The following is a 19,347-nucleotide window of genomic DNA, read 5'->3' as shown; positions in this document are numbered from 1 at the left end:
ACATAACAACTACCTATGTCATTACTTACTGATACTTGTCTAGACAAACGCTTGAAGGCTGCCATTGATATCGTCCATGAAGCTGGTGCAATAGCATTGGCGGCATTCAATGCGATGTCACCAGAAAAAATTGCATTCAAAGGCCCACAGGATTTCCTGACGGAAACCGATATCGAAGTAGAAACACTCATCCGCCAACGCTTGAACAAAGCATTCCCGGAGGACGGTATTTTAGCTGAGGAATCTGGCGGCGAAGTGCAAACCAACACATGGATCATTGACCCCATTGACGGCACAGCTAATTTTGCCCGAGGGATCCCCCACTTTTGTATTGTGCTCGGTTTTGTCAGCCAAAACAAAACGCAGTTTGGGGTAATTTTCGATCCTTGCCACAATGAAATGTTCATTGCACAAGCAGGCAATGGCGCAACCCTCAATGGTGAAGCAATCACGGTTGCCAGCACACCTTGTTTCTCCTCTGCCAACCTAGAACTAGGTTGGAGCCAGCGAGTGCCAAATGAACGATATCTACAATCACTGCAGGGTTTTCTCGAATTAGGCGCCAATGTAAGGCGAAGTGCCTGTGGAGCATTGGCGCTTGCCTATGTGGCTGTCGGCCGTACTGACGGGTATGTTGAACATCACATGAACCCTTGGGATTGTCTGGCAGGCATGCTTCTGGTTAAAGAAGCCGGTGGTATAAGCAATGCTTTTACCGACTCTCCCGACTGGCCACAAGGCGGCGCTGTACTGGCCGCATCGCCACAGTTTGCCTATGCCATTGCTGACATCACAGCAATCACAATTGATAAATAACAAACACGCTTTTAAGCAAGGAAAACCATGAAAATTGCACCCGTTTACCAACGCGACCCAGCCCATTTGGTAGCAACGAATATCGGCCCTGAAGGACAAAGTTTATATCTTGGCGGCTACGATTCAGCCCGGGACTTATCCCTACACAAAGAGCTAGGCATTACGACCCTTGTTAATTGTGCAGTTAACTTGGATATCAACTACGTTACCGACCCTTACCTCGAAGCGGAGGATAACAAGCTGTCGGGCGGCAGTGGTGTCATCCGCACCTATAAAATGGGGCTCATCGATGGCCCGGGCAACCCGCATCATATGATCCTTGCGGGCTATTACTTGTTGGACGGCGCGTTTAACCAACAGTTACCAGATAAGCCGAGCTACCCTAACCGTGAACGTGGCAATGTTCTCATCCACTGTCGTGGCGGACGCAGCCGCTCTGTAGCGATTGCCTCACTGTATATGCACCGCAAGCAACCAGACCAATACCCTACTTTACAATCAGCGATAGATGCTGTTCGTGAACGCCGTGATCTTCGCCCAGACGAGTGGTTTGAAACACCTAAGCCAAGCTTGATTGAAGCAATAGAAAAAGCGAATCAGATGCTAAACCTACTTGAAGAACATGGCTTTAGCTGATCCTTCATTGCAACAAAAAGATACGCCTAGAAAGCTTGTAATACCATGCCTGCGGTTGCAGGCATTACCGATTTTGAATTAAACAGGACAGAAATATGGCCGGTACTGGAAACCGCTTTGTCAGTGCACAACAAGTCGCCGAATATGCTGGCGTTTCACGTTCAGCCGTCTCGAGGACGTTTACCGAAGGGGCCAGTGTATCGGCAAAAACGAGAGAAAAAGTGTTGGCAGCTGCACAGGAGCTAGGTTATCACGTTAATCACCTAGCCCGTGGTCTTCATGATACCAGCAATATTGTCAGCCTGATCACCACAGACATCAACAGCCCTTTCCAATCTGCATTCATTGATGAATTGACTCAGCAACTGCAGAAAATTAATAAAATTGCACTTGTCGTCAATACTAAAGCCAATGATGAGGATGTTGATACCGCGCTAACGCAAACTCTCAATTTCAGAGCTGAGGCGTCTATCGTCCTTTCAGGGCAACCCCATAAAGATCTTATCGACAAATGTATTGCGAATGGCCAGCACGTTATCCTAGTTAACCGCAACCAAGTTTACGACAATGCTTACAACATTCGGCTCGACAACCATGCTGCAGCCTTTGAAGCATTGGCAATCCTCCAGCAGCAAGGGTGTAAAAACCTCCTGCTGGTTAACTCCGACATTGGCTCTCCCGGTCTAGTTGCCAGGGAAAAAGGTTTTGTTGATGCCGCTAACAAAGCCGGCTTGTCAGTGAGTGTTTCCCGTTTTGGTGATACATCCTATGAGTCGGGGAAACACATCGCCAAGCAACTCAAAGATATTCCTGACGGCGTCTTTTGCGTTACTGATTTACTCGCCTGTGGTTTTATTGACGGCTTAAAACAACAAGGTATAGAGATCCCTAAACACACTGTCGTCATTGGCTTTGATGATATTAATCAAGCAAGCTGGGATGCTTATCAACTGACAACATTCCGACAGCCACTAACCAGTATTTCCCAGCACATTATCCAGTGTTTACAGGCAAATAATACGGTACTCAATGGTGAATTTACCTACTTGCTCGAGCCCGTTTGGCGAAAAACCACCCGCCACAACTAAGATTTCATACTATCAGGGTAGCGAACGAAATATTGTTCCAGTATTATCGAATTAAGATTCGTTTTGGAATAACCAATCATGGATATCGAAGTTGTCGCAAAGGCACTCAAAGAGTTGGGCCACCCTACCCGCCTAAGTATTTACAAAGCGGTTGTCCGCGCGGGATTTCAAGGCACACCTGTTGGAAGCTTGCAGGAGAAACTTGCCATACCGGGTTCTACGCTTTCACACCATATCTCAAGTCTTGTTTCGGCTGGCCTTCTTACCCAGCGCCGTGAAGGGCGTACTCTGTATTGTGTGGCAGAATACGAGCAGCTTGACTGTGTTATCGGATTCCTGAAAGACGAGTGTTGCGTCGAAGAGGAATCTCAGGAGCCGAAATAATAACTTAAGTCTTGTCGACTAAAGTCACGCTAACATCATGGTTACCTAATAAAAAAGCCCTCAAAAATGAGGGCTTTGTCTATTTTTAAGCATACCTAATCGGCGTGTTTAGGCACACTCAATCTGCTTTTTTTCCAGAACAGACTCTTCTTCTCCGGAGTACATGCGCAGGTATTGCTCAGCCGCATCTTTCCACTCAAAGCGGCAAGCCATTGCATTTAGCTGAAGGCGCTTGAACTCTTGAGGTCGCTGACAATAAAGCAACAAGCTTCGCTGCATCTTGATAAGCAGTCCTTCCGGCGTTGGGGCATCGAATACAAAACCTGTCGCAAACTGCGGGGTATCGTCGTAATCGATAACCGTATCTTTCAAGCCACCTACGCCACGAACAATCGGCAGTGTACCGTATGCAAGGCTGTAGATTTGATTCAAGCCACAAGGCTCAAACTGAGATGGCATCAAGAAGAAATCAGAGCCGGCTTCTACACAATGCGCAAGCGGGTTATCGTAAGCTTCGATAAACGCGAACTTATCTGCAAACGCTTCGCTAATCTCACGTAATGCAGTGGCCAACTTAGGATCACCGCTGCCAACAAGCACAATTTGCACATCGTTGACCAAGAAGTCACGAAGAACAGGCAGTAGGTATTGAATACCCTTCTGCTCTGTCAAACGACAAACCATACCATAAACAGGCACATCATCCTGAGGCAGATTCACCTGCTGCTGTAGGTCACGCTTACACGCTTTCTTGCCGCGAGCAAGGCTAACTTTATTCGCCTTGAAGTGCTGCTTGATATACGGGTCTGTTTCTGGGCTCCAATCGCCGTAGTCACAGCCGTTTACAATGCCGTAAAGCACATCTGAACGGTGCTGGAAATCTGTCGCCATACCGTGAGAACCCAGTTCAGTCAGCAGTTCTTTGGCATAATTCGGGCTTACAGCATTCACCTTGTCGGCAAATGCAACGCCAGCTTTCAGCATACTGATGTTGGCTGCGCCATCTTCAAGTTGCAGATAACGCTTTTGAATCAACTCAGGGATCAAGCTGTACTGGTCGTAATTGAACGTACCCTTGAATACTGCATTATGGATAGTGATGACACTTTGCGTATCCGCATAAAAAGCATCATCGGCATAACGCGTTTTGAGCAAGAACGGGACTAGACCAGTGTGCCAATCATTACAGTGAACTACATCAGGTTTGAACCCTAGTTTTTCACACATATCCAATGCAGCAGCACTGAAGAAAGCAAAACGTTCACCGTTGTCACGGTAACCTTCATTGTTTTCGGCATACAACTCAGGGCGGTCAAAATATTGCGGCGCATCAACTGTATAAACAGGCACATCACCATTATGTAGCTGTCTAACTTTATACGATACGGCCTGAGGTTGAGTCGATACCATCAATTCAGTATCGAGTAACTCAACAGCTTCAGTACCATTAGGTACTTTGCGGTACAGAGGCATCACCACTCGCACATCATGCCCTAGTTCCTTTAGAGCTGCTGGCAGTGATTTGGCTACATCTGCCAAACCTCCGGTTTTGACCAATCCGTCTACCTCTGAAGCGACAAACAATATTTGTAGTGGCTTAGAGTTAGATTTCTTCCTAGTAACCAATTTTTGCTCCTTTTGGTATCACAACAATTCCTTCGTCAGATACGTGGTACTTCTTCTTATCTTCTTCTAGGTTCTCACCAATTACCGTGCCCGGTGCAATCATTACATTCTTATCGATAATTGCGCGGCGGATAGAACAGTTGGCACCGATTTTCACATCACCTAGGATCACTGATTCACTGATAGTCGTGTCGTGATCAACGTTGGTACGGAAACCCAATACAGACTTATGTACCTTAGCACCACGGATATAACTACCAGCAGAAATCATACAGTTATTGATATCGACTTTGCAGTCATCACTATCTAGTACTGTCGCAGGTGGTAGTGGTGGGTAGTAAGTGTGTAGCTGCCACTGGCGGTTGTATAGCGAGAATGGTGCATCTTCAGAAAGAAGATCCATGTGTGCCTGCCAGTAAGACTCGATAGTACCTACATCACGCCAGTATCCTGCTGTTTTCTCACCAGGGATGATATTGGTCATAAAGTCATAAACATACACTTTACCCTGTGGGAAAAGCTTAGGAATAATGTCTTTACCAAAGTCATGGCTTGATTCTTCGTTAACAGCATCTTCTTCTAGCTCTTTGCAAAGAACATCTGTTTCGAAAATGTAGTTACCCATAGATACAAGGGCATTTTCTGGATCACCTGGAATTGACTTAGGGTTAGCCGGTTTTTCTTCAAAACCAACCATACAACCGTTTTCATCAATCTCGATAACACCGAATGCACTTGCTTCACTGAGCGGCATACGAAGAGCAGCAACCGTTAGATCCGCTTTTTTCTCATTATGGAAATCAAGCATTTGCTTAACATCCATCTTGTAGATGTGGTCACTACCAAAAATACAAACCTGATCAGGTTCTTCTAGCTGCATGAAACGCATATTCTGGTAAATGGCATCAGCTGTACCATCATACCAGCGCTTACCCATACGCATCTGCGCTGGAATAGGATCGATAAAACGCCCTGTGATCCCCGATACATTCCAGCCCTTCTTCATGTGCACGTACAAAGATTGAGATTTGAACTGAGTCAGAACATAAATCTTCATCAGGTCAGCATTCAAAAAGTTGTTTAGTGCGAAATCGATAAGGCGGTAACTGCCACCAAATGGCACCGCAGGTTTAGTTCTTGTATCTGTTAATGGACGCAGACGAGAACCTTCGCCACCTGCTAAAATCATTCCTAAAACACCAGCCATGGTGTACCTCCTTGTTAGTAAGCAATCGTAGTCATATATACCATATTCCAATGGGCGATTAGAATAGGCTTTCAATGAAAATTGGTGAATAGTTTCAAAAATCTCGTTTTATTACATTTTGAACACTGATTTTTACATCACCTCATACCACCTCATCCTTAGTGGTAGAACTATCAATAAACCATATAACAAGAAAATGCCAACAAAATATTATTTTGTTTACAGTACGGACATTTTTCATACATTTTTGCAATAGTGGTCTGACTACTCCCCCACTCCTCCTCCCCTTTTTTTAGTCAAACAGCTGAATACTTTTTCATCAACTAACGATAGACTGCGCTTAGTTCATTGAAGGGACACAAACCATGACCACCAGCAATACGACTAAGACGACAATCAAAGCGACCAATGTCATTCTTCATGCCTTTGACTGGCCGTATAATCGAGTCACACAGTATGCTAAAGACATTGCAAAATCAGGCTATAAAGCCGTTCTTGTCTCTCCTCCTCTGAAATCATACAAACATGAAAGTGGCACACAATGGTGGCAACGCTACCAGCCGCAAGACTACCGAGTGATAGACAATCAACTGGGTAACACCCAAGATTTCCGTACCATGACAGCAGTATTAAAAGAACATGACGTGCATGTTTATGTCGATGTTGTCTTCAACCACATGGCCAATGAGTCATATCTCAGAGACGATTTAAACTTCCCCTCTGATCAGGTATTGGATGAATATAAGCAGTCAGCAGAAAATTATGAAAAGTTGAAGTTATTTGGAGATCTCACTAAGCCCTTATTTAGCGAGCGGGATTTTATCAAGGCGTTTCCCATCAAAAACTGGACCGATCCTTGGGAAGTTCAGCACGGTAGGATCAGCGGTGGGAAAGAAGACCCTGGTTTGCCGACACTGAAATGCAACGAAAATGTAGTAAAACAACAAAAAAGCTACATCACTAGTTTAAAACAATTAGGTATAAAAGGCTTTCGAATTGATGCTGCCAAGCACCTAACGCTTGAGCACATTCAATTAGTCTGGGACAAAAACATTAGTGCTGACGTCCATATTTTCGGTGAGATCATCACCGATGGTGGTGCGACAAAAGAAGAGTATGAACTATTCTTAGCTCCCTACCTGAAAGGAACCAGCTTAGGGGCGTATGATTTCCCGCTATTCCACGCCATGTATAACGTGTTCGAAAAAGGCCAGCCGCTTGCTGAGCTAGATAACCCTTACTCAGTGGGACAGGCATTGGCTTATGACAGAGCGATTACCTTTGCCATTACCCATGATATTCCAAACAATGACGTGTTCTTGGATCAAGTAATGAAGGAGCAAAACGAGCTCTTTGCTCACTGCTATATTTTGGGCAGGGATGGTGGGGTCCCGCTCATCTATAGTGATTTAGATACCAGCAAAATTAACAACACCAATGACTTACCTCGCTGGAAAGACACATGGAATGACCCATTGTTAGTCCAAATGATCAGTTTCCATAATTTGATGCAGTGCCTGCCTATGAAAGTACTGGATAAGGGGGAAGACCATTTAGTCTTCAGTCGCGATGATAAGGGGATTGTTGCGATTAACAGAGGCAGCGAACCACTGAACATTAAACTTCCTTCAGGCGAGTTTTTCTCCCTGATGAACTCCGCTGAAAAAGGCTCAATCTCAAATCAAATGGTATCTGATCAGTTCACTATCAAAGCAGAAAGCTGCGCTATGTTAGTTCAATCTCACTTGATCAGCTAAGCATAAAACCAAAAAAGCCGCGGCTTCTATTTGTCAAAGCAAAAGAGCGTCGCGGCTTTCTTTAAATCTATACTGATAGGGTAACTGCTTAATCTCGCTCTACTGCGAGTATTTTTCCACTGAAGAGATCCATTTCAATCTCAACTCTGTGGCCATCGGCATTACGTGCTTCAACCTCAATCTCGTGCTCGTCACGTTCCACTTTAATCTTGCGAAAATCATGATAGCCATGGCTTTGCAACATCCTCATTGCCTTTGGCACGGTAAGCTCTGGAGTGGCTGTTCGTTCTACCGGATCAGCGTAAACAGGCAGAGAAAAACAACTCACTGTGAGCACTGCTAACAGAGATTTAAACATAACTTTCATACATCCACCTGTAACCATTACTACTCAGCGCATAATAACAAAAGTGCAGGCAATAGCTTGCTTACACAACATGTAAGGTGTGAAACCCATCACGTATTTATCTCTTTAGCCCTGAGTATGACCTATAAATTGCATATACCTCGCTTCATTTCTAGGATTCTATCTAGTGTTCCTGCTATGCAAGTCAATTCTTAGTTAATTATCTCGGAACCTTGAATTACATCTAAGCTTTTCATATCACCTTCATTTCTGAATCCGAAGGGGGACACCATGACATCACGATACCGGACAGAAGTTGACAGCATGGGGGAAGTGAAAGTCCCGACAAAGGCGCTTTATCGCGCACAGACTCAGCGCGCTATTGATAATTTCCCCGTCAGCGGCATTCCTATGCCTACCCTATTTATCCAAGCCCTTGCATTCATCAAACAAGCCGCCGCAAGGAGCAACCTTGAACTTGGGTTACTGAGCTTCGATAAAGCTCATGCCATTATTGACAGTTGTCAGGAAATTATTGATGGGCAGCATATAGACCATTTCCCTGTCGACATTTTTCAAACGGGCTCAGGTACTAGCTCAAATATGAATGCCAATGAAGTCATTGCAACGCTAGCTACCCAGAAGTTAGGCGATGAAGTGAGCGCCAACGATGATGTCAATATGGGGCAAAGCAGCAATGATGTTATTCCAACAGCCATTCAAGTCAGCTCAGCACTTGCTTGCCATCGGTTATTGCTTCCAGCTTTTGACCACATTATTGATACACTCGAGAAAAAAGCGCTCAGCGTTGGCCACCATGTCAAAACAGGTCGTACCCATTTAATGGATGCGATGCCCGTCACCCTTGGGCAAGAGCTGGAGGGGTGGCAAACCCAACTCTGTAAAGCCCGTCATGGTATTGTGATGGTCTTGGATAATGTCATCGCGCTTGGGCAAGGTGGTACTGCAGTGGGAACAGGGATAAATTCAGCCCCTGAGTTTCCCGCCATCTTTGCCAATAACATTTCAATCTCAACAGAAATTGATTTTACGGTCAGTGATAATTTCTTTTATAACCTCAGCAGCCAAGATGCGATTGTCAGCCTGTCAGGTCAGCTAAAAACAACGGCTGTTGCTCTGATGAAAATCAGTAATGATCTAAGATGGATGAACTCTGGCCCGCTAGCTGGCCTTGGTGAAATCGAATTGGAATCTTTGCAGCCGGGATCATCAATTATGCCAGGCAAAGTGAACCCAGTTATTCCAGAATCATCAGCCATGGTGGCCGCTCAGGTGATGGGCAACGATACCACCATTTCGATAGCCGGTCAGTCGGGTAACTTCCAACTCAATGTGATGTTACCCGTTATTGCTTACAATATATTGCAAAGTATCGAGTTACTGGCCAGTTCGCTAGAGTTGCTTGCAGACAAAGCCATTGATACCTTCCAAGTGAAGCAGGACACGCTGGAAAACGCCCTAGCTCGAAACCCAATTCTGGTGACTGCCCTTAACCCAATTATTGGTTACTTAAAAGCTGCAGAGATTGCTAAAAAAGCCTATAAGGAACAACGAAACATCATCGATGTTGCAGATGAAGAAACAGACATCAGCAGGAGTGAGCTAGAGAAATTACTTGAGCCCCACCATCTGACTCAAGGTGGCGTCGCAGATAAAGATTAACGATTCTATTAATTGGCCGGCCGACAGAGCATTAATTTGGCTGGTCAATATTGCCCTTGTTATCAGTTTGACCTGATTCTGCAGTAAGTTGATTTGCTACATTGATGCCCCTAGGAAAGCCGACATAATAGCCTTGGAGGTAATCGGCCCCAGCAGAAATTGCTGCATGATAACCTTTCAAGTTTTCAACACCCTCAATAATGAACTTTGCATTCAGTTCACGACATAAAGTGCTTACCTTTAGAAGTGGCTCAGGGTTCCCTTGCAGGTAGTCTACCAATAACGAAGCATCTGCCTTAATGATGTTCGGATAAACATGCCTGGCACGTCGCTCAGACGAACCCTCAACACCAAAATCATCAATAACAATGTTCAGTCCCGCTTGCTTCAAGTGCCTTATCGCTTTTGTTAAAGCCTCATCGTCGTCGGTGTGATGCTCTAAGATTTCTACATAAATTTGCGCTGGATTTAAGCCAAGTTCATAAATTCGAGGCAAAAATATAGAATCCACCAGACCTTCATCTTCACAAAAAAGTATAGTGACTGGCATCATATTAATAAATAATTTGGTTGAGCTTTGCGAACGAGAAAAGTTTCTTAGATGAATCACCCGGGCAAGACGATCAATATTAATTAAATGAACAGGGTGGCCTCGGTAATAATTAATTAAATCACCATTGTTCAGTAGTAGGCCATCTGAGTTATATATTCTCATCAACGCTTCGTAAGCATAGATAACACCATCGCTCTTTACTATTGGCTGAAAAGTGCTTTTAAGAACAAGATCTTGGTATACCGCAACATACTGACCTTCCTCTTCGAGAAGATGGTTCTCTATGTCATCTCTTGTTCTTAATATCTTATCCACAGAGCAAATTCCTAATATAAGCTATTCTAATTTATCATCATACTAATGATTAAAATATTAACGATGTAAATTAGGTTAGACCATATCCTAACGTTATTCAGTGTATTTACAATATCTTGACAATTCACACTAACGTTAAAGAGCAATTTATTACTCAAAAAAGTCTATTCAATGGCAAAAAAGGTAAATAACCATCCCAAGTCCATAGTGGATTTCATATCCCCTAAGTGCAACAAGCCCCATATCATTCTGCGACTTTACAATCACTTTCCATGAAATTAATTGTGAAAGGTGATCTCATATCGTCTTACAGGTAGAATTGCCGGCCTTAATCCCTATCCAATCCCACCTTAGCAGGGATAGATAGGACTGGATAAATTCACGATAGATCAGCTTATGCACGCCCCGGAACACTGTTTTACGCCCTTTACTTCATCTATCGAGCATTTTGAATTGCCCGAGCGTTTTACATACCCGTTCTACTATGAACCTCATCCCTTGTGTCTCGTAGCTGCAGAACAACTGCAACAGCACTTAGAAACACAAACAGACTGGCAGCATAACTTTGGCTTAGACGGTAATACTGAGTCTGCCATCGGTAAAATGTTTGGCGTTCTGCTGGTTAGAAACCAACAGGGTCAAATCGGATACCTTTCGGCATTCTCCGGAAAAATAGCCGATCAAAACTTGTTACCACACTTTGTCCCACCCGTTTTTGATATGCTCGCAGAGGGGAGCTTTTTTCTAAACGGTCAAGATAAGCTCAACGAACTTAGTCAGCAGATCAGAAGCTTAGAAGCTAACCCAGCTTTGGAAGACGCCAAAACTGCCTTGAAAGCAGCGCAATCGGCTGCCAGTGAAGCATTAGCAAACCACCGCAGTAATATGGTCGAAGCAAGGAAGATCCGTAAGGCAAAACGTGCGGCAAGTGCTGATCTTGATCCAGAAGTTCGCAATGAGCTAAAGAAGCAACTCAGCCAAGAAAGCGTTATCGAAAAGCTTCAACTTCGCGATCTCAAACTTCATTGGGAAGCCGAAATTGCCCAGAAACAACAGCAACTCGATCACTGGCAAAATGAAATCACGCCGCTGATTGAGCAGCGTCGTAACTTCTCGTCTTCGTTACAACAACAACTGTTCGAGCAGTACCGTTTTCTTAATAGCAAAGGCGAAGAGAAATGCCTCGGAGAGCTTTTTGTAGATACAGCACAAGGCGTTCCACCAGCAGGGGCTGGCGAATGTGCTGCGCCAAAACTACTACAGTATGCGTTCAAGCATAATATGACGCCTATCGCGATGGCTGAGTTTTGGTGGGGTAGCTCACCGAAATCTGAAATTCGCCGCCATAAACACTATTACCCTTCTTGCCAAGGTAAATGCCAGCCTATCCTGACTCATATGTTAGAAGGTATGGAGCTTGATGATAACCCGCTCCTGACTAACCCTGCCGAAGGAAAAAGCGTCGAGATTATCTACCAAGATGAAGATATGGCCGTGGTAAACAAGCCTGCTGAGTTCTTGTCTGTGCCAGGAAAAACTATTGAGGATTCGGTCTATTTGCGGATGAAGCATCAGTTCCCTAAAGCAACGGGGCCATTGATTGTTCACCGCCTAGATATGTCCACTTCCGGCCTGATGGTTATCGCTATATCCAAGCGTGCTAACAAAAGTCTGCAGAAGCAGTTTATCCAGCGCACGGTCCAAAAACGATATACCGCATTAATTGACGGCGTGCTCGATCAAGATACTGGCTATATCAACCTTCCAATGCGTGGTGATCTCAATGATCGTCCCCGCCAATTGGTCTGTTACGAACACGGCAAACCTGCTGAAACCAAATGGGAAGTGATCAGCCGTAACGACAAACACACTAAGGTCCATTTGTACCCTAAAACAGGCCGAACACACCAGTTGCGTGTTCACTGTGCCCACGCTTCAGGGCTTAACATGCCAATTCTTGGTGATGATTTGTATGGTGTGAAAGCCAACCGCCTTCATTTGCATGCTGAGCGTTTAGAGCTTGTCCACCCTATTACTGGCGAGCCGATGGTCTTCCAAGTTGACGCAGAGTTTTAATCAAAACACTGCTATATATGTATAAGAACACATATAACTAAAACCTGATACAAAAGATAGAAACCCCGCAACGGCGGGGTTTCTTGTCCGATAGCCTTCTTATACCTAAATCACCTAATTCTCGGCTTACCATCAAGCATAAATAGACTTACTGAATCAATTTAGGCTTCTTCAGATAACTTTTCTTCTTCGATCTTCTCTGTAAGTTTTTCGAAGTACAGATCTTCATCAATCGGTAGTGAAACTTCTTCACCTAACCAGCTTGATAAATGCATTGCATTAGTAATGCTTAGTGCATGGATGCCCTCAGCCCCAGGCGCTACGAGTTCTTTACCATCAGTAATTGCTGATGTGAAATTCTTTATGACTTCAAAATGCTCATAGCCCCACTTACTCTCAAACTCGAATTCTTTTTCAGTGACAATATCGCCTAGGCCTGCCCCCATGAAAATCTTTTTCACATCTTCGAACGACATATTTTTGCTAAGGTTTTGCTCTGAATCTTTAAGAGTTTTAAGGATAACTTTGTTACTATTTTCAACAATAATTTTCCCCTTATCACCAAAGATTTCGAAACGGTCTGTACCTGTTAAATCATGAACACAGGTAATAAATGAGCCTGTCGCACCATTCTCGTACTCTACTACAGCTGTAACATCGTCTTCGACCGCAATATTACGTTGTGAACCATAAGATGCTTTTGCTGCAACTTTGGTTGGCATACCGCATAACCATTGCCACAGGTCAATTTGGTGTGGTGCTTGGTTGATTAGCACGCCACCACCTTCACCATTCCAAGTAGCACGCCAGTCACTCATCTTATAATAACCTTCTGGACGCCACCAGGTTGTCATCAACCAGTTTGTACGGCGTATATCGCCAATAGTACCTTCATCCATAAGTTCTTTAAGTTTCATGTACAATGGGTTTACACGCTGGTTGAACATCATCGCAAACTTAAGATGAGGCTTCGATTCAGCCATCTTATTCATTTCTTTTACTTTCTTGGTGTAAACACCCGCAGGCTTATCAACAAGAACATGTATATCACGCTCCATGGCGTCCATCGCCATTGTGGGATGGAAATAGTGAGGGGTGACAACCATAACTGCATCGACTAAGCAACTATCAAGCATTTCAATATGATTTTCGAAACACGGAACATTAAATAAGTTTTCCGCAGCCCACTGCATACGCTCTTTACTAATGTCACATACTGCAGCAAGTTCTACACCTTCAATAGTTCCAGTTTCAATACCGAATGCCGGAATAGCACCGTGTTTTAATAAAGAAGCGTACATTGAGCCTTGCTGGCCAAGACCAATTATTCCTATTTTAAGAGTCATTAGTTTTTCCTTTATTTAGGGGGTTAATTTTAATTTTCAAGAGAGGTCTATATACTGCAAAGCATTCTAATAATTAAATCTTTCTTGCAATAATGAAAACACTCACATCATCCTTTCCATGGTGCCACTGTACTTCAATTGAAAATCCAGAATCTTGGATTTCTTTAACCAACTCAGATTCTGTTAAAATATATACATCATGTATTAAGCCAAGAACTTTACCTATTGGTATAAATAATCTTACGAACCGTAGGAAAGAATTACCCAAGCAAAGAGTACTACTTACAAAGATACCGCCAGGCTTAATCACTCTAGCAATATATTCTAGTGTTCCCTTTCTATCATCAAGTAAGTGAATTATGTTCAAACCTAATACGGCATCCAAACTCTCAGGCTCAAAATTAAAGTCAAATAAAGTCCCCTTGGAAAAGTTAATATTTTCAACATTCGCTTGTTTGGCTTTAAACCGCCCTATATCAAGCATATTCTCAGATATATCTATTGCATCAATATATTGAACATGAGGAGCATGGTAAATAGCTGTAGTCCCTGTCCCACAGCCAAACTCTAAAATATGCATATCAGAAGTAAAGTATTTTTGGGTTTCAGATATTTTCCTCTTATAACTTACTTCATCGGAAACAGGGCGCCTTGAATACATTGCTGCCACTTTATCCCAAAACTTTTCGGACATATCCATATCCCATCTAAATACATTTAAATAAAATAACCATTTTCGGTTTTGATACACATTTACACATTAAAAAATCATGAAAACAAAATCAGGTGGATAATTTCAATTAGGTGTAAACATAGATGACGTGAAAATTAAGTTATGGCCTATAAAACATCCAATTAAAAATAGTCAGCATAACCCATTTTATTCAAGTTATGTGCACTTGTTTTAAGGCAATCCATTGGATCTTTGCCATATGTTTCATCTTGTTCTATTGGGAGGTACCTAACGTCAGCTTCTTCACAAGCTGATATGATTTCTTTAAAATTAAGAGTCCCTTCACCTACTTCAGCGAATCGAACCAACTTATGTAGATAAGTATCATAGAATTGACGAGTATCTTTAGGCATCTCTTTTGGCACTTCAATTTTATAATCTTTTAAATGAACCAACTCGACTCTTCCTTTTAGCTTCTTGATCCACTCTACTGGATTTTCGCCAGCGCGATGTACCCAGTGAACATCTAGTTCAAAACCAACATAGTCTGGATCCGTATTTTCGATTAAAATATCCATGATAGTCTTACCATCATCTGTTACTTTTTCAAATTCTGCATGGTGATTATGGAAAAACAACTTCATTCCATACATTTCTTTTAATCTCTTCCCATACATATTCATTTCCTTGGCATACTCTAGGCATCCTTCCGCATTCGACATGTAAGAAAAAGGTAACATTCCAATTCTTAAGAACTGACAATCCAGTCTTTTTGCATCAGAGATTATTTTATCAAAACCATCTTCTAAAATTTCCATTGCAAATGGCAGTTTCACTCCACCGTATGGCTTCATCGAGCAGCCAACGGTTAATGCACAAATTTCAACACCTAGTTCATTTTTTGCTCTTTCCAGTTCAGAGACGTTCTCTTCAGTCATATCGAGTTGTGATACTTCCACTGACTTGTAGCCTAAGTTTGTCATTTGTTTTAGAGTTTTATAAACCCCAATTTCTGCAATTTTTTCTTTCAGCAATATCATTTGAACTGCAATTTTTGGTTTAGCCATAATATATGATTCCTTATCAATCGGTTTACCTTAACGTTGGAACACAGTGTAAACTTTGCAGTCGCTGCAAGGTCAACACTTAATTTTCAATTTGATACTAAACGTTTAGTGATGCACAGTAACGGGAATCCATATATATGGTTTTAGTACGAATTAGCATGTCAAATTTGCCTTATATCGATGAAACTGTTTAGTGGATGAAAGCAATAATTTAAAACTATAAGAGATTAAATCGCTCTTACCATAGGGCTAAAAGTATCTAACCAATGCCATTTGAGTGTATGATGCTGTAATGTTCACAAAGTGTTGGCCAATTTTTCTTGATCACTACACATTTATATTAAGTTGACGATATAATGTGTTCAATTATCAGGAGGGGGTTATGGCAAAAAGAAAAAATATAATGATTGGCGAAATGGCAAAACTACTTAATACAGCCCCATCTAATATAAGGTTCTATGAAAAAGAAGGGTTGATAGAACCATCAGAGATTTTAGAAAGTGGATATAGACAATATGACATTAAAAATGTAGGTCGACTTTCTGACATAATCAAATTACGCAGTATGGGCATACCAATCAAAGATATTAAAAACTTACTAGATAATTATACTGAGAGTAAATACATAGAAACATTAGTACGTTCAAAAGAAGAGTTAATCCATGAAGTGAGGGAGTTAAACTCACGTATTGATGATATAGACGAAAGCATTGCTCTTGCGAAAAGAAGTTTTGTTAAGAGTTCAGATTTCACAATCAAGAAAAAGGAGAGAAGATCTTTTTTATTGCTTGAAAAGGCTCGCAAAAATAATAACATTTCTAGCAAGAATGTTTATGACTCACTTAGAAAGATAAAAAATGACAATTTTGATTTTCACAAGAAAGACATCTATAGATTAACCAACACCAACTTGTCTGCAATCGCAATTATATCAGATAATAACAAAGAGTTTATAGAAGACGGTAATGTAAAAGTCTTCGAAGGTGGTAATTACCTAATATATAGCTTCTATACTGATAACAATGATGACGCATTAGAAAAAGAAAAGGAACTGGATAGATATATAAGTAACAATAAAATTGATTGTTTAAATGAAAGAATTTACATTATGAAAAACAAATCATTTGTATTTTCTCATAAAGGTTTTTACGGTGAAATACAAGTAAGACTTAAGAATTAAAGGTAGTTATTTGCCAATAGCCATTACTCTGTCCTTTTAGTTGATCGCTTTCAAGTGTCAACAAAATTGTGATGAAGAAAATTGTAGCCAAACTTCTTTGCATCATACAGTAACAAAGGAATGTTAGATAAAAAAAGCCCCGGAACCTCACAGGTCCGGGGCTTTCTTTTTCGAATCACATTAAGACTGAGCAGCTGCCTCTTGGGTGCTTTCGTCTTGGTTCTTGTATAGCTTGTAAGACATGATACCGATAACCAATGCTTTGATGATCATCATCTGAGGGTTACCGTAATAACCCACCATACCAACGAAACCAGACATCAGCATAAGCACACGGTATTTACGTAGGCTAGTCATGTAGATGGCTGTCAGGATAATACCTAAGTCCATAAACTGGAAACCGACCGCCAATGTTGGCTCAGCCACAAAAGAAGAAACGGCCACGTAAAGAATATAGCCAATACCTACAGCCATAACGCTGCCTAAGGCAATCAGCAGTGCCTTAGAGACTTTCATGAAATCTTTTGCGTAGCGATAAGAGTTCACACTTGCTACCGCTAGATTAAGAATTACCTTTGGGTACCAACCCATCAACAGGGCCCAAACCGTATCGTTCGCAGCAGAACCAAACGCAGCAAAGCGCGTTGCCTTCATACTATTGAAAATAGTCAGTGAAATGTAAAAGGCGACACTGGTCCATCCCAGCACTTCGACGATAAAGTCCATTAAAGTATCTCCACAAGGTAAAATTCGGCGTAGATACTAATGCTGTAGACCTGCTGAAACAAGCGTTTTTGCCAGCTGAAACAGAATTAAACACTATATGAAAACCACAAACCAGCCATTAACAATCAATTAAAAACCATCAACAAAACAACATAAACTTATACCGCATGAAATTCATTTTAATAATCAAGCTGTAACCATCACGACACTTTATCAATCAATCGAGTTATCCACAGTTTCTGGGGATAGTTTGTTGCTAATCCTGTTTATAGCTATCAGATGTAAAATTGGTCATCTATGTTGGCTTAACACCTGCCGCCATACTTGAACAATATCCTCACCAAAAAGGTAAAACGTCTTTTCAAGCGACTTGAATTCATCTTCCAAACAGACAGACACTGCTATCTCCGCCGCTTCATTCAGTGGATAACCATACACCCCACAAGATATCGCTGGAAAAGCGATACTCTTACAGCCATTTTCCAATGCAAGGCGCATTGAATTACGATAAGAAGAAGCTAACACCAAGGCTGGTGCTTCTGACTGTGAATAAATAGGCCCCGCGGTATGGATAACATATCTTGCATTCAATTTTCCCGCCGCTGTGATCCTCGCTTCACCAAACGGGCACCTTCCCCTCTCGGTTAAAGGTACTTGCTTGCAAGCAGCCAGTAACTCCGGTCCCGCAGCACGATGAATAGCCCCGTCCACGCCACCGCCTCCTAACATGGTTGGGTTTGCCGCATTCACTATCGCATCCGCTAAAGCTCGGGTGATATCACCTTGTACAATATGTATGCCCATCCAGCATCCCCCTCTCGAGAGTATTGTTAGAAAATACTGATTACAACAATAACCAAAACCAAATATCGCTTCACTCCAACACCGCGTAACCTTCCCGGGTAACAGAGATATTGAGGTTTGTATGTATATTGAAAACAGTCGCGCATTAATTGTAGAAGGTGGCGCAATGCGTGGCATTTTTGCCAGTGGTGTATTGGATGCCTTTATGTCTTGCGACTTTCAGCCGTATGATTTTGCCATTGGTGTTTCAGCCGGCGCGTCTAATTTGCTTGGTTACCTTTCAAACCAACCCAAGCGTAGCTATAACGTCATTACTGAACTTGCGACAAGCAAAACGTTTATCAACCCGAAACGCTTTCTAAAAGGTGGGGATTTGGTTGATGTCGAATGGCTATGGCAAGAATCAAACCGTCGATACCCTGTTGATAAGCAAAGCCTCTTTGAAGGTATCCCCTTTTTGGCAACCGTTACCAATGTATCTAATGGTCATGCTGACTATTACCGCATTAACGAGTCAAATATGCAGGAAGCACTCATTGCAACTGCAGCATTACCGATTGCAGTGAAAACGCCCTCTTGCTTTTCAGGCGCATGCTATACCGATGGCGGGGTTGCAGACTCTATTCCGGTAAAAGAAGCTTACCATCGCGGTGCTAGGGATATTACGGTAGTTCTCTCTCACCCTTTGAGTTACCAAATGAACCCCGCCAAGCATCCTTGGTTAATGAAAAAACTGTTGTCACGCTACCCAGGTGTGGCAGAGGCAATGGTACACCGCGCTGAAAATTACAACGCTTCACTGGAGTTCATCCGTAATCCTCCTGCGAATACCGTTGTAAAAGTGATAGCACCACCGGAAAACTTCGCAGTTAAAAGGCTGACAATGAAGCCTGAAGTATTAGAAGAAGGTTACAGCATGGGGCTGGATGCGGGTCATTCTCATATCAGTAACCTAATGGGGCGCCATGGGCTTACCGACGAAAACTGCCACTTCTGTCTATAACCACTTTGATACACAAAAAATAAAAAAGAGGCTGCACTGTGCAGCCTCTTTCCTTTTTGGT

18 protein-coding genes are annotated in these 19,347 nt (G+C 42.5%); 9 read left to right on the top strand and 9 right to left on the bottom strand.

The window, feature by feature from the left end; genetic code table 11:
- Positions 1 to 15 precede the first annotated feature (15 nt).
- The 4 genes from C9J01_RS01315 to C9J01_RS01300 all read left to right on the top strand — a co-directional run bounded on the left by C9J01_RS01315 (position 16) and on the right by C9J01_RS01300 (position 2,924).
- Positions 16 to 816, top strand: a complete 801-nt coding sequence (locus C9J01_RS01315) for an inositol monophosphatase family protein (protein WP_107296304.1) — start codon at positions 16 to 18, stop codon at positions 814 to 816.
- Positions 817 to 843: 27 nt separating this feature from the next.
- Positions 844 to 1,452, top strand: coding sequence for a dual specificity protein phosphatase family protein (locus tag C9J01_RS01310; protein ID WP_107296303.1), 609 nt, complete (start codon positions 844 to 846; stop codon positions 1,450 to 1,452).
- Between the two features lie 95 nt (positions 1,453 to 1,547).
- The gene (locus C9J01_RS01305; RefSeq protein WP_107296302.1) at positions 1,548 to 2,540 is read left to right on the top strand and encodes a LacI family DNA-binding transcriptional regulator; all 993 of its coding nucleotides are present in this window, start codon (positions 1,548 to 1,550) and stop codon (positions 2,538 to 2,540) included.
- 78 nt (positions 2,541 to 2,618) lie between these two features.
- Positions 2,619 to 2,924 carry an ArsR/SmtB family transcription factor gene (locus C9J01_RS01300; protein ID WP_107296301.1) on the top strand — a complete coding sequence of 102 codons (306 nt, stop codon included), beginning with the start codon at positions 2,619 to 2,621 and terminating at the stop codon, positions 2,922 to 2,924.
- 108 nt (positions 2,925 to 3,032) lie between these two features.
- Here C9J01_RS01300 and glgA read toward each other — a convergent pair whose 3' ends face one another.
- Both glgA and glgC read right to left on the bottom strand, forming a co-directional pair.
- Positions 3,033 to 4,550 (bottom strand): glycogen synthase GlgA, encoded by a 1,518-nt coding sequence (gene glgA, locus C9J01_RS01295; RefSeq protein ID WP_107296300.1) that lies wholly within the window; start codon positions 4,548 to 4,550, stop codon positions 3,033 to 3,035.
- Complete coding sequence (gene glgC / locus C9J01_RS01290; RefSeq protein WP_107296299.1) at positions 4,540 to 5,757, bottom strand: glucose-1-phosphate adenylyltransferase; 1,218 nt, start codon at positions 5,755 to 5,757, stop codon at positions 4,540 to 4,542. The genes glgA and glgC overlap by 11 nt, the downstream gene beginning before the upstream one ends.
- A 365-nt stretch (positions 5,758 to 6,122) precedes the next feature.
- Between glgC and C9J01_RS01285 the strand changes: the two genes are divergently transcribed.
- Positions 6,123 to 7,514 (top strand): alpha-amylase family glycosyl hydrolase, encoded by a 1,392-nt coding sequence (locus tag C9J01_RS01285; RefSeq protein WP_107296298.1) that lies wholly within the window; start codon positions 6,123 to 6,125, stop codon positions 7,512 to 7,514.
- A gap of 88 nt (positions 7,515 to 7,602) precedes the next feature.
- Here the strand turns inward: C9J01_RS01285 and C9J01_RS01280 are convergent, their stop codons facing one another.
- On the bottom strand, positions 7,603 to 7,881 hold the full coding sequence (locus C9J01_RS01280; protein ID WP_107296297.1) for a PepSY domain-containing protein: 279 nt from the start codon (positions 7,879 to 7,881) through the stop codon (positions 7,603 to 7,605).
- 270 nt (positions 7,882 to 8,151) lie between these two features.
- Between C9J01_RS01280 and C9J01_RS01275 the strand changes: the two genes are divergently transcribed.
- The gene (locus tag C9J01_RS01275; protein WP_107296296.1) at positions 8,152 to 9,543 is read left to right on the top strand and encodes a class II fumarate hydratase; all 1,392 of its coding nucleotides are present in this window, start codon (positions 8,152 to 8,154) and stop codon (positions 9,541 to 9,543) included.
- Between the two features lie 31 nt (positions 9,544 to 9,574).
- Here the strand turns inward: C9J01_RS01275 and C9J01_RS01270 are convergent, their stop codons facing one another.
- Positions 9,575 to 10,411 (bottom strand): EAL domain-containing protein, encoded by an 837-nt coding sequence (locus C9J01_RS01270; protein WP_158264471.1) that lies wholly within the window; start codon positions 10,409 to 10,411, stop codon positions 9,575 to 9,577.
- Between the two features lie 396 nt (positions 10,412 to 10,807).
- On the opposite strand from C9J01_RS01270, the gene C9J01_RS01265 reads away from it, so the two are divergent.
- Complete coding sequence (locus C9J01_RS01265) at positions 10,808 to 12,487, top strand: RluA family pseudouridine synthase (RefSeq protein WP_107296294.1); 1,680 nt, start codon at positions 10,808 to 10,810, stop codon at positions 12,485 to 12,487.
- Between the two features lie 161 nt (positions 12,488 to 12,648).
- On the opposite strand, the gene C9J01_RS01260 is transcribed toward C9J01_RS01265, so the two are convergent.
- The 3 genes from C9J01_RS01260 to C9J01_RS01250 all read right to left on the bottom strand — a co-directional run bounded on the left by C9J01_RS01260 (position 12,649) and on the right by C9J01_RS01250 (position 15,573).
- Positions 12,649 to 13,833: a Gfo/Idh/MocA family protein gene (locus C9J01_RS01260; RefSeq protein ID WP_107296293.1), complete on the bottom strand. Its 1,185-nt coding sequence runs from the start codon at positions 13,831 to 13,833 to the stop codon at positions 12,649 to 12,651.
- Positions 13,834 to 13,906: 73 nt separating this feature from the next.
- A complete protein-coding gene (locus tag C9J01_RS01255; protein WP_201797772.1) occupies positions 13,907 to 14,527 on the bottom strand; it encodes a class I SAM-dependent methyltransferase in 621 nt (206 codons plus the stop codon).
- A 161-nt stretch (positions 14,528 to 14,688) separates the two neighbouring features.
- On the bottom strand, positions 14,689 to 15,573 hold the full coding sequence (locus tag C9J01_RS01250; RefSeq protein WP_107296291.1) for a sugar phosphate isomerase/epimerase family protein: 885 nt from the start codon (positions 15,571 to 15,573) through the stop codon (positions 14,689 to 14,691).
- Between the two features lie 382 nt (positions 15,574 to 15,955).
- On the opposite strand from C9J01_RS01250, the gene C9J01_RS01245 reads away from it, so the two are divergent.
- Positions 15,956 to 16,753 (top strand): helix-turn-helix domain-containing protein, encoded by a 798-nt coding sequence (locus C9J01_RS01245; protein ID WP_107296290.1) that lies wholly within the window; start codon positions 15,956 to 15,958, stop codon positions 16,751 to 16,753.
- Between the two features lie 180 nt (positions 16,754 to 16,933).
- Here C9J01_RS01245 and C9J01_RS01240 read toward each other — a convergent pair whose 3' ends face one another.
- Entirely contained in the window at positions 16,934 to 17,479 is a 546-nt protein-coding gene (locus tag C9J01_RS01240) for a hypothetical protein (protein WP_107296289.1), read from the bottom strand.
- A 291-nt stretch (positions 17,480 to 17,770) separates the two neighbouring features.
- Positions 17,771 to 18,283, bottom strand: a complete 513-nt coding sequence (locus C9J01_RS01235; protein ID WP_107296288.1) for an O-acetyl-ADP-ribose deacetylase — start codon at positions 18,281 to 18,283, stop codon at positions 17,771 to 17,773.
- 121 nt (positions 18,284 to 18,404) lie between these two features.
- On the opposite strand from C9J01_RS01235, the gene C9J01_RS01230 reads away from it, so the two are divergent.
- On the top strand, positions 18,405 to 19,286 hold the full coding sequence (locus tag C9J01_RS01230; protein WP_107296287.1) for a patatin-like phospholipase family protein: 882 nt from the start codon (positions 18,405 to 18,407) through the stop codon (positions 19,284 to 19,286).
- Positions 19,287 to 19,347 lie beyond the last annotated feature (61 nt).

This window comes from Photobacterium rosenbergii, from assembly GCF_003026455.1.
Classification (GTDB): domain Bacteria; phylum Pseudomonadota; class Gammaproteobacteria; order Enterobacterales; family Vibrionaceae; genus Photobacterium; species Photobacterium rosenbergii.
This window is presented reverse-complemented; position numbering and strand designations above follow the sequence as displayed.

Bases quoted from the DNA above. Each gene is read 5' to 3' on its own strand.
- C9J01_RS01310 (WP_107296303.1), top strand. From the start codon at position 844: ATGAAAATTGCACCCGTTTACCAACGCGACCCAGCCCATTTGGTAGCA.
- C9J01_RS01265 (WP_107296294.1), top strand. From the start codon at position 10,808: ATGCACGCCCCGGAACACTGTTTTACGCCCTTTACTTCATCTATCGAG.
- C9J01_RS01260 (WP_107296293.1), bottom strand. From the start codon at position 13,833: ATGACTCTTAAAATAGGAATAATTGGTCTTGGCCAGCAAGGCTCAATG.
- C9J01_RS01230 (WP_107296287.1), top strand. From the start codon at position 18,405: ATGTATATTGAAAACAGTCGCGCATTAATTGTAGAAGGTGGCGCAATG.
- C9J01_RS01280 (WP_107296297.1), bottom strand. From the start codon at position 7,881: ATGAAAGTTATGTTTAAATCTCTGTTAGCAGTGCTCACAGTGAGTTGT.
- C9J01_RS01275 (WP_107296296.1), top strand. From the start codon at position 8,152: ATGACATCACGATACCGGACAGAAGTTGACAGCATGGGGGAAGTGAAA.
- glgC (WP_107296299.1), bottom strand. From the start codon at position 5,757: ATGGCTGGTGTTTTAGGAATGATTTTAGCAGGTGGCGAAGGTTCTCGT.
- C9J01_RS01245 (WP_107296290.1), top strand. From the start codon at position 15,956: ATGGCAAAAAGAAAAAATATAATGATTGGCGAAATGGCAAAACTACTT.
- C9J01_RS01255 (WP_201797772.1), bottom strand. From the start codon at position 14,527: ATGTCCGAAAAGTTTTGGGATAAAGTGGCAGCAATGTATTCAAGGCGC.
- C9J01_RS01300 (WP_107296301.1), top strand. From the start codon at position 2,619: ATGGATATCGAAGTTGTCGCAAAGGCACTCAAAGAGTTGGGCCACCCT.
- C9J01_RS01305 (WP_107296302.1), top strand. From the start codon at position 1,548: ATGGCCGGTACTGGAAACCGCTTTGTCAGTGCACAACAAGTCGCCGAA.
- C9J01_RS01285 (WP_107296298.1), top strand. From the start codon at position 6,123: ATGACCACCAGCAATACGACTAAGACGACAATCAAAGCGACCAATGTC.
- C9J01_RS01250 (WP_107296291.1), bottom strand. From the start codon at position 15,573: ATGGCTAAACCAAAAATTGCAGTTCAAATGATATTGCTGAAAGAAAAA.
- C9J01_RS01235 (WP_107296288.1), bottom strand. From the start codon at position 18,283: ATGGGCATACATATTGTACAAGGTGATATCACCCGAGCTTTAGCGGAT.
- C9J01_RS01315 (WP_107296304.1), top strand. From the start codon at position 16: ATGTCATTACTTACTGATACTTGTCTAGACAAACGCTTGAAGGCTGCC.
- C9J01_RS01240 (WP_107296289.1), bottom strand. From the start codon at position 17,479: ATGGACTTTATCGTCGAAGTGCTGGGATGGACCAGTGTCGCCTTTTAC.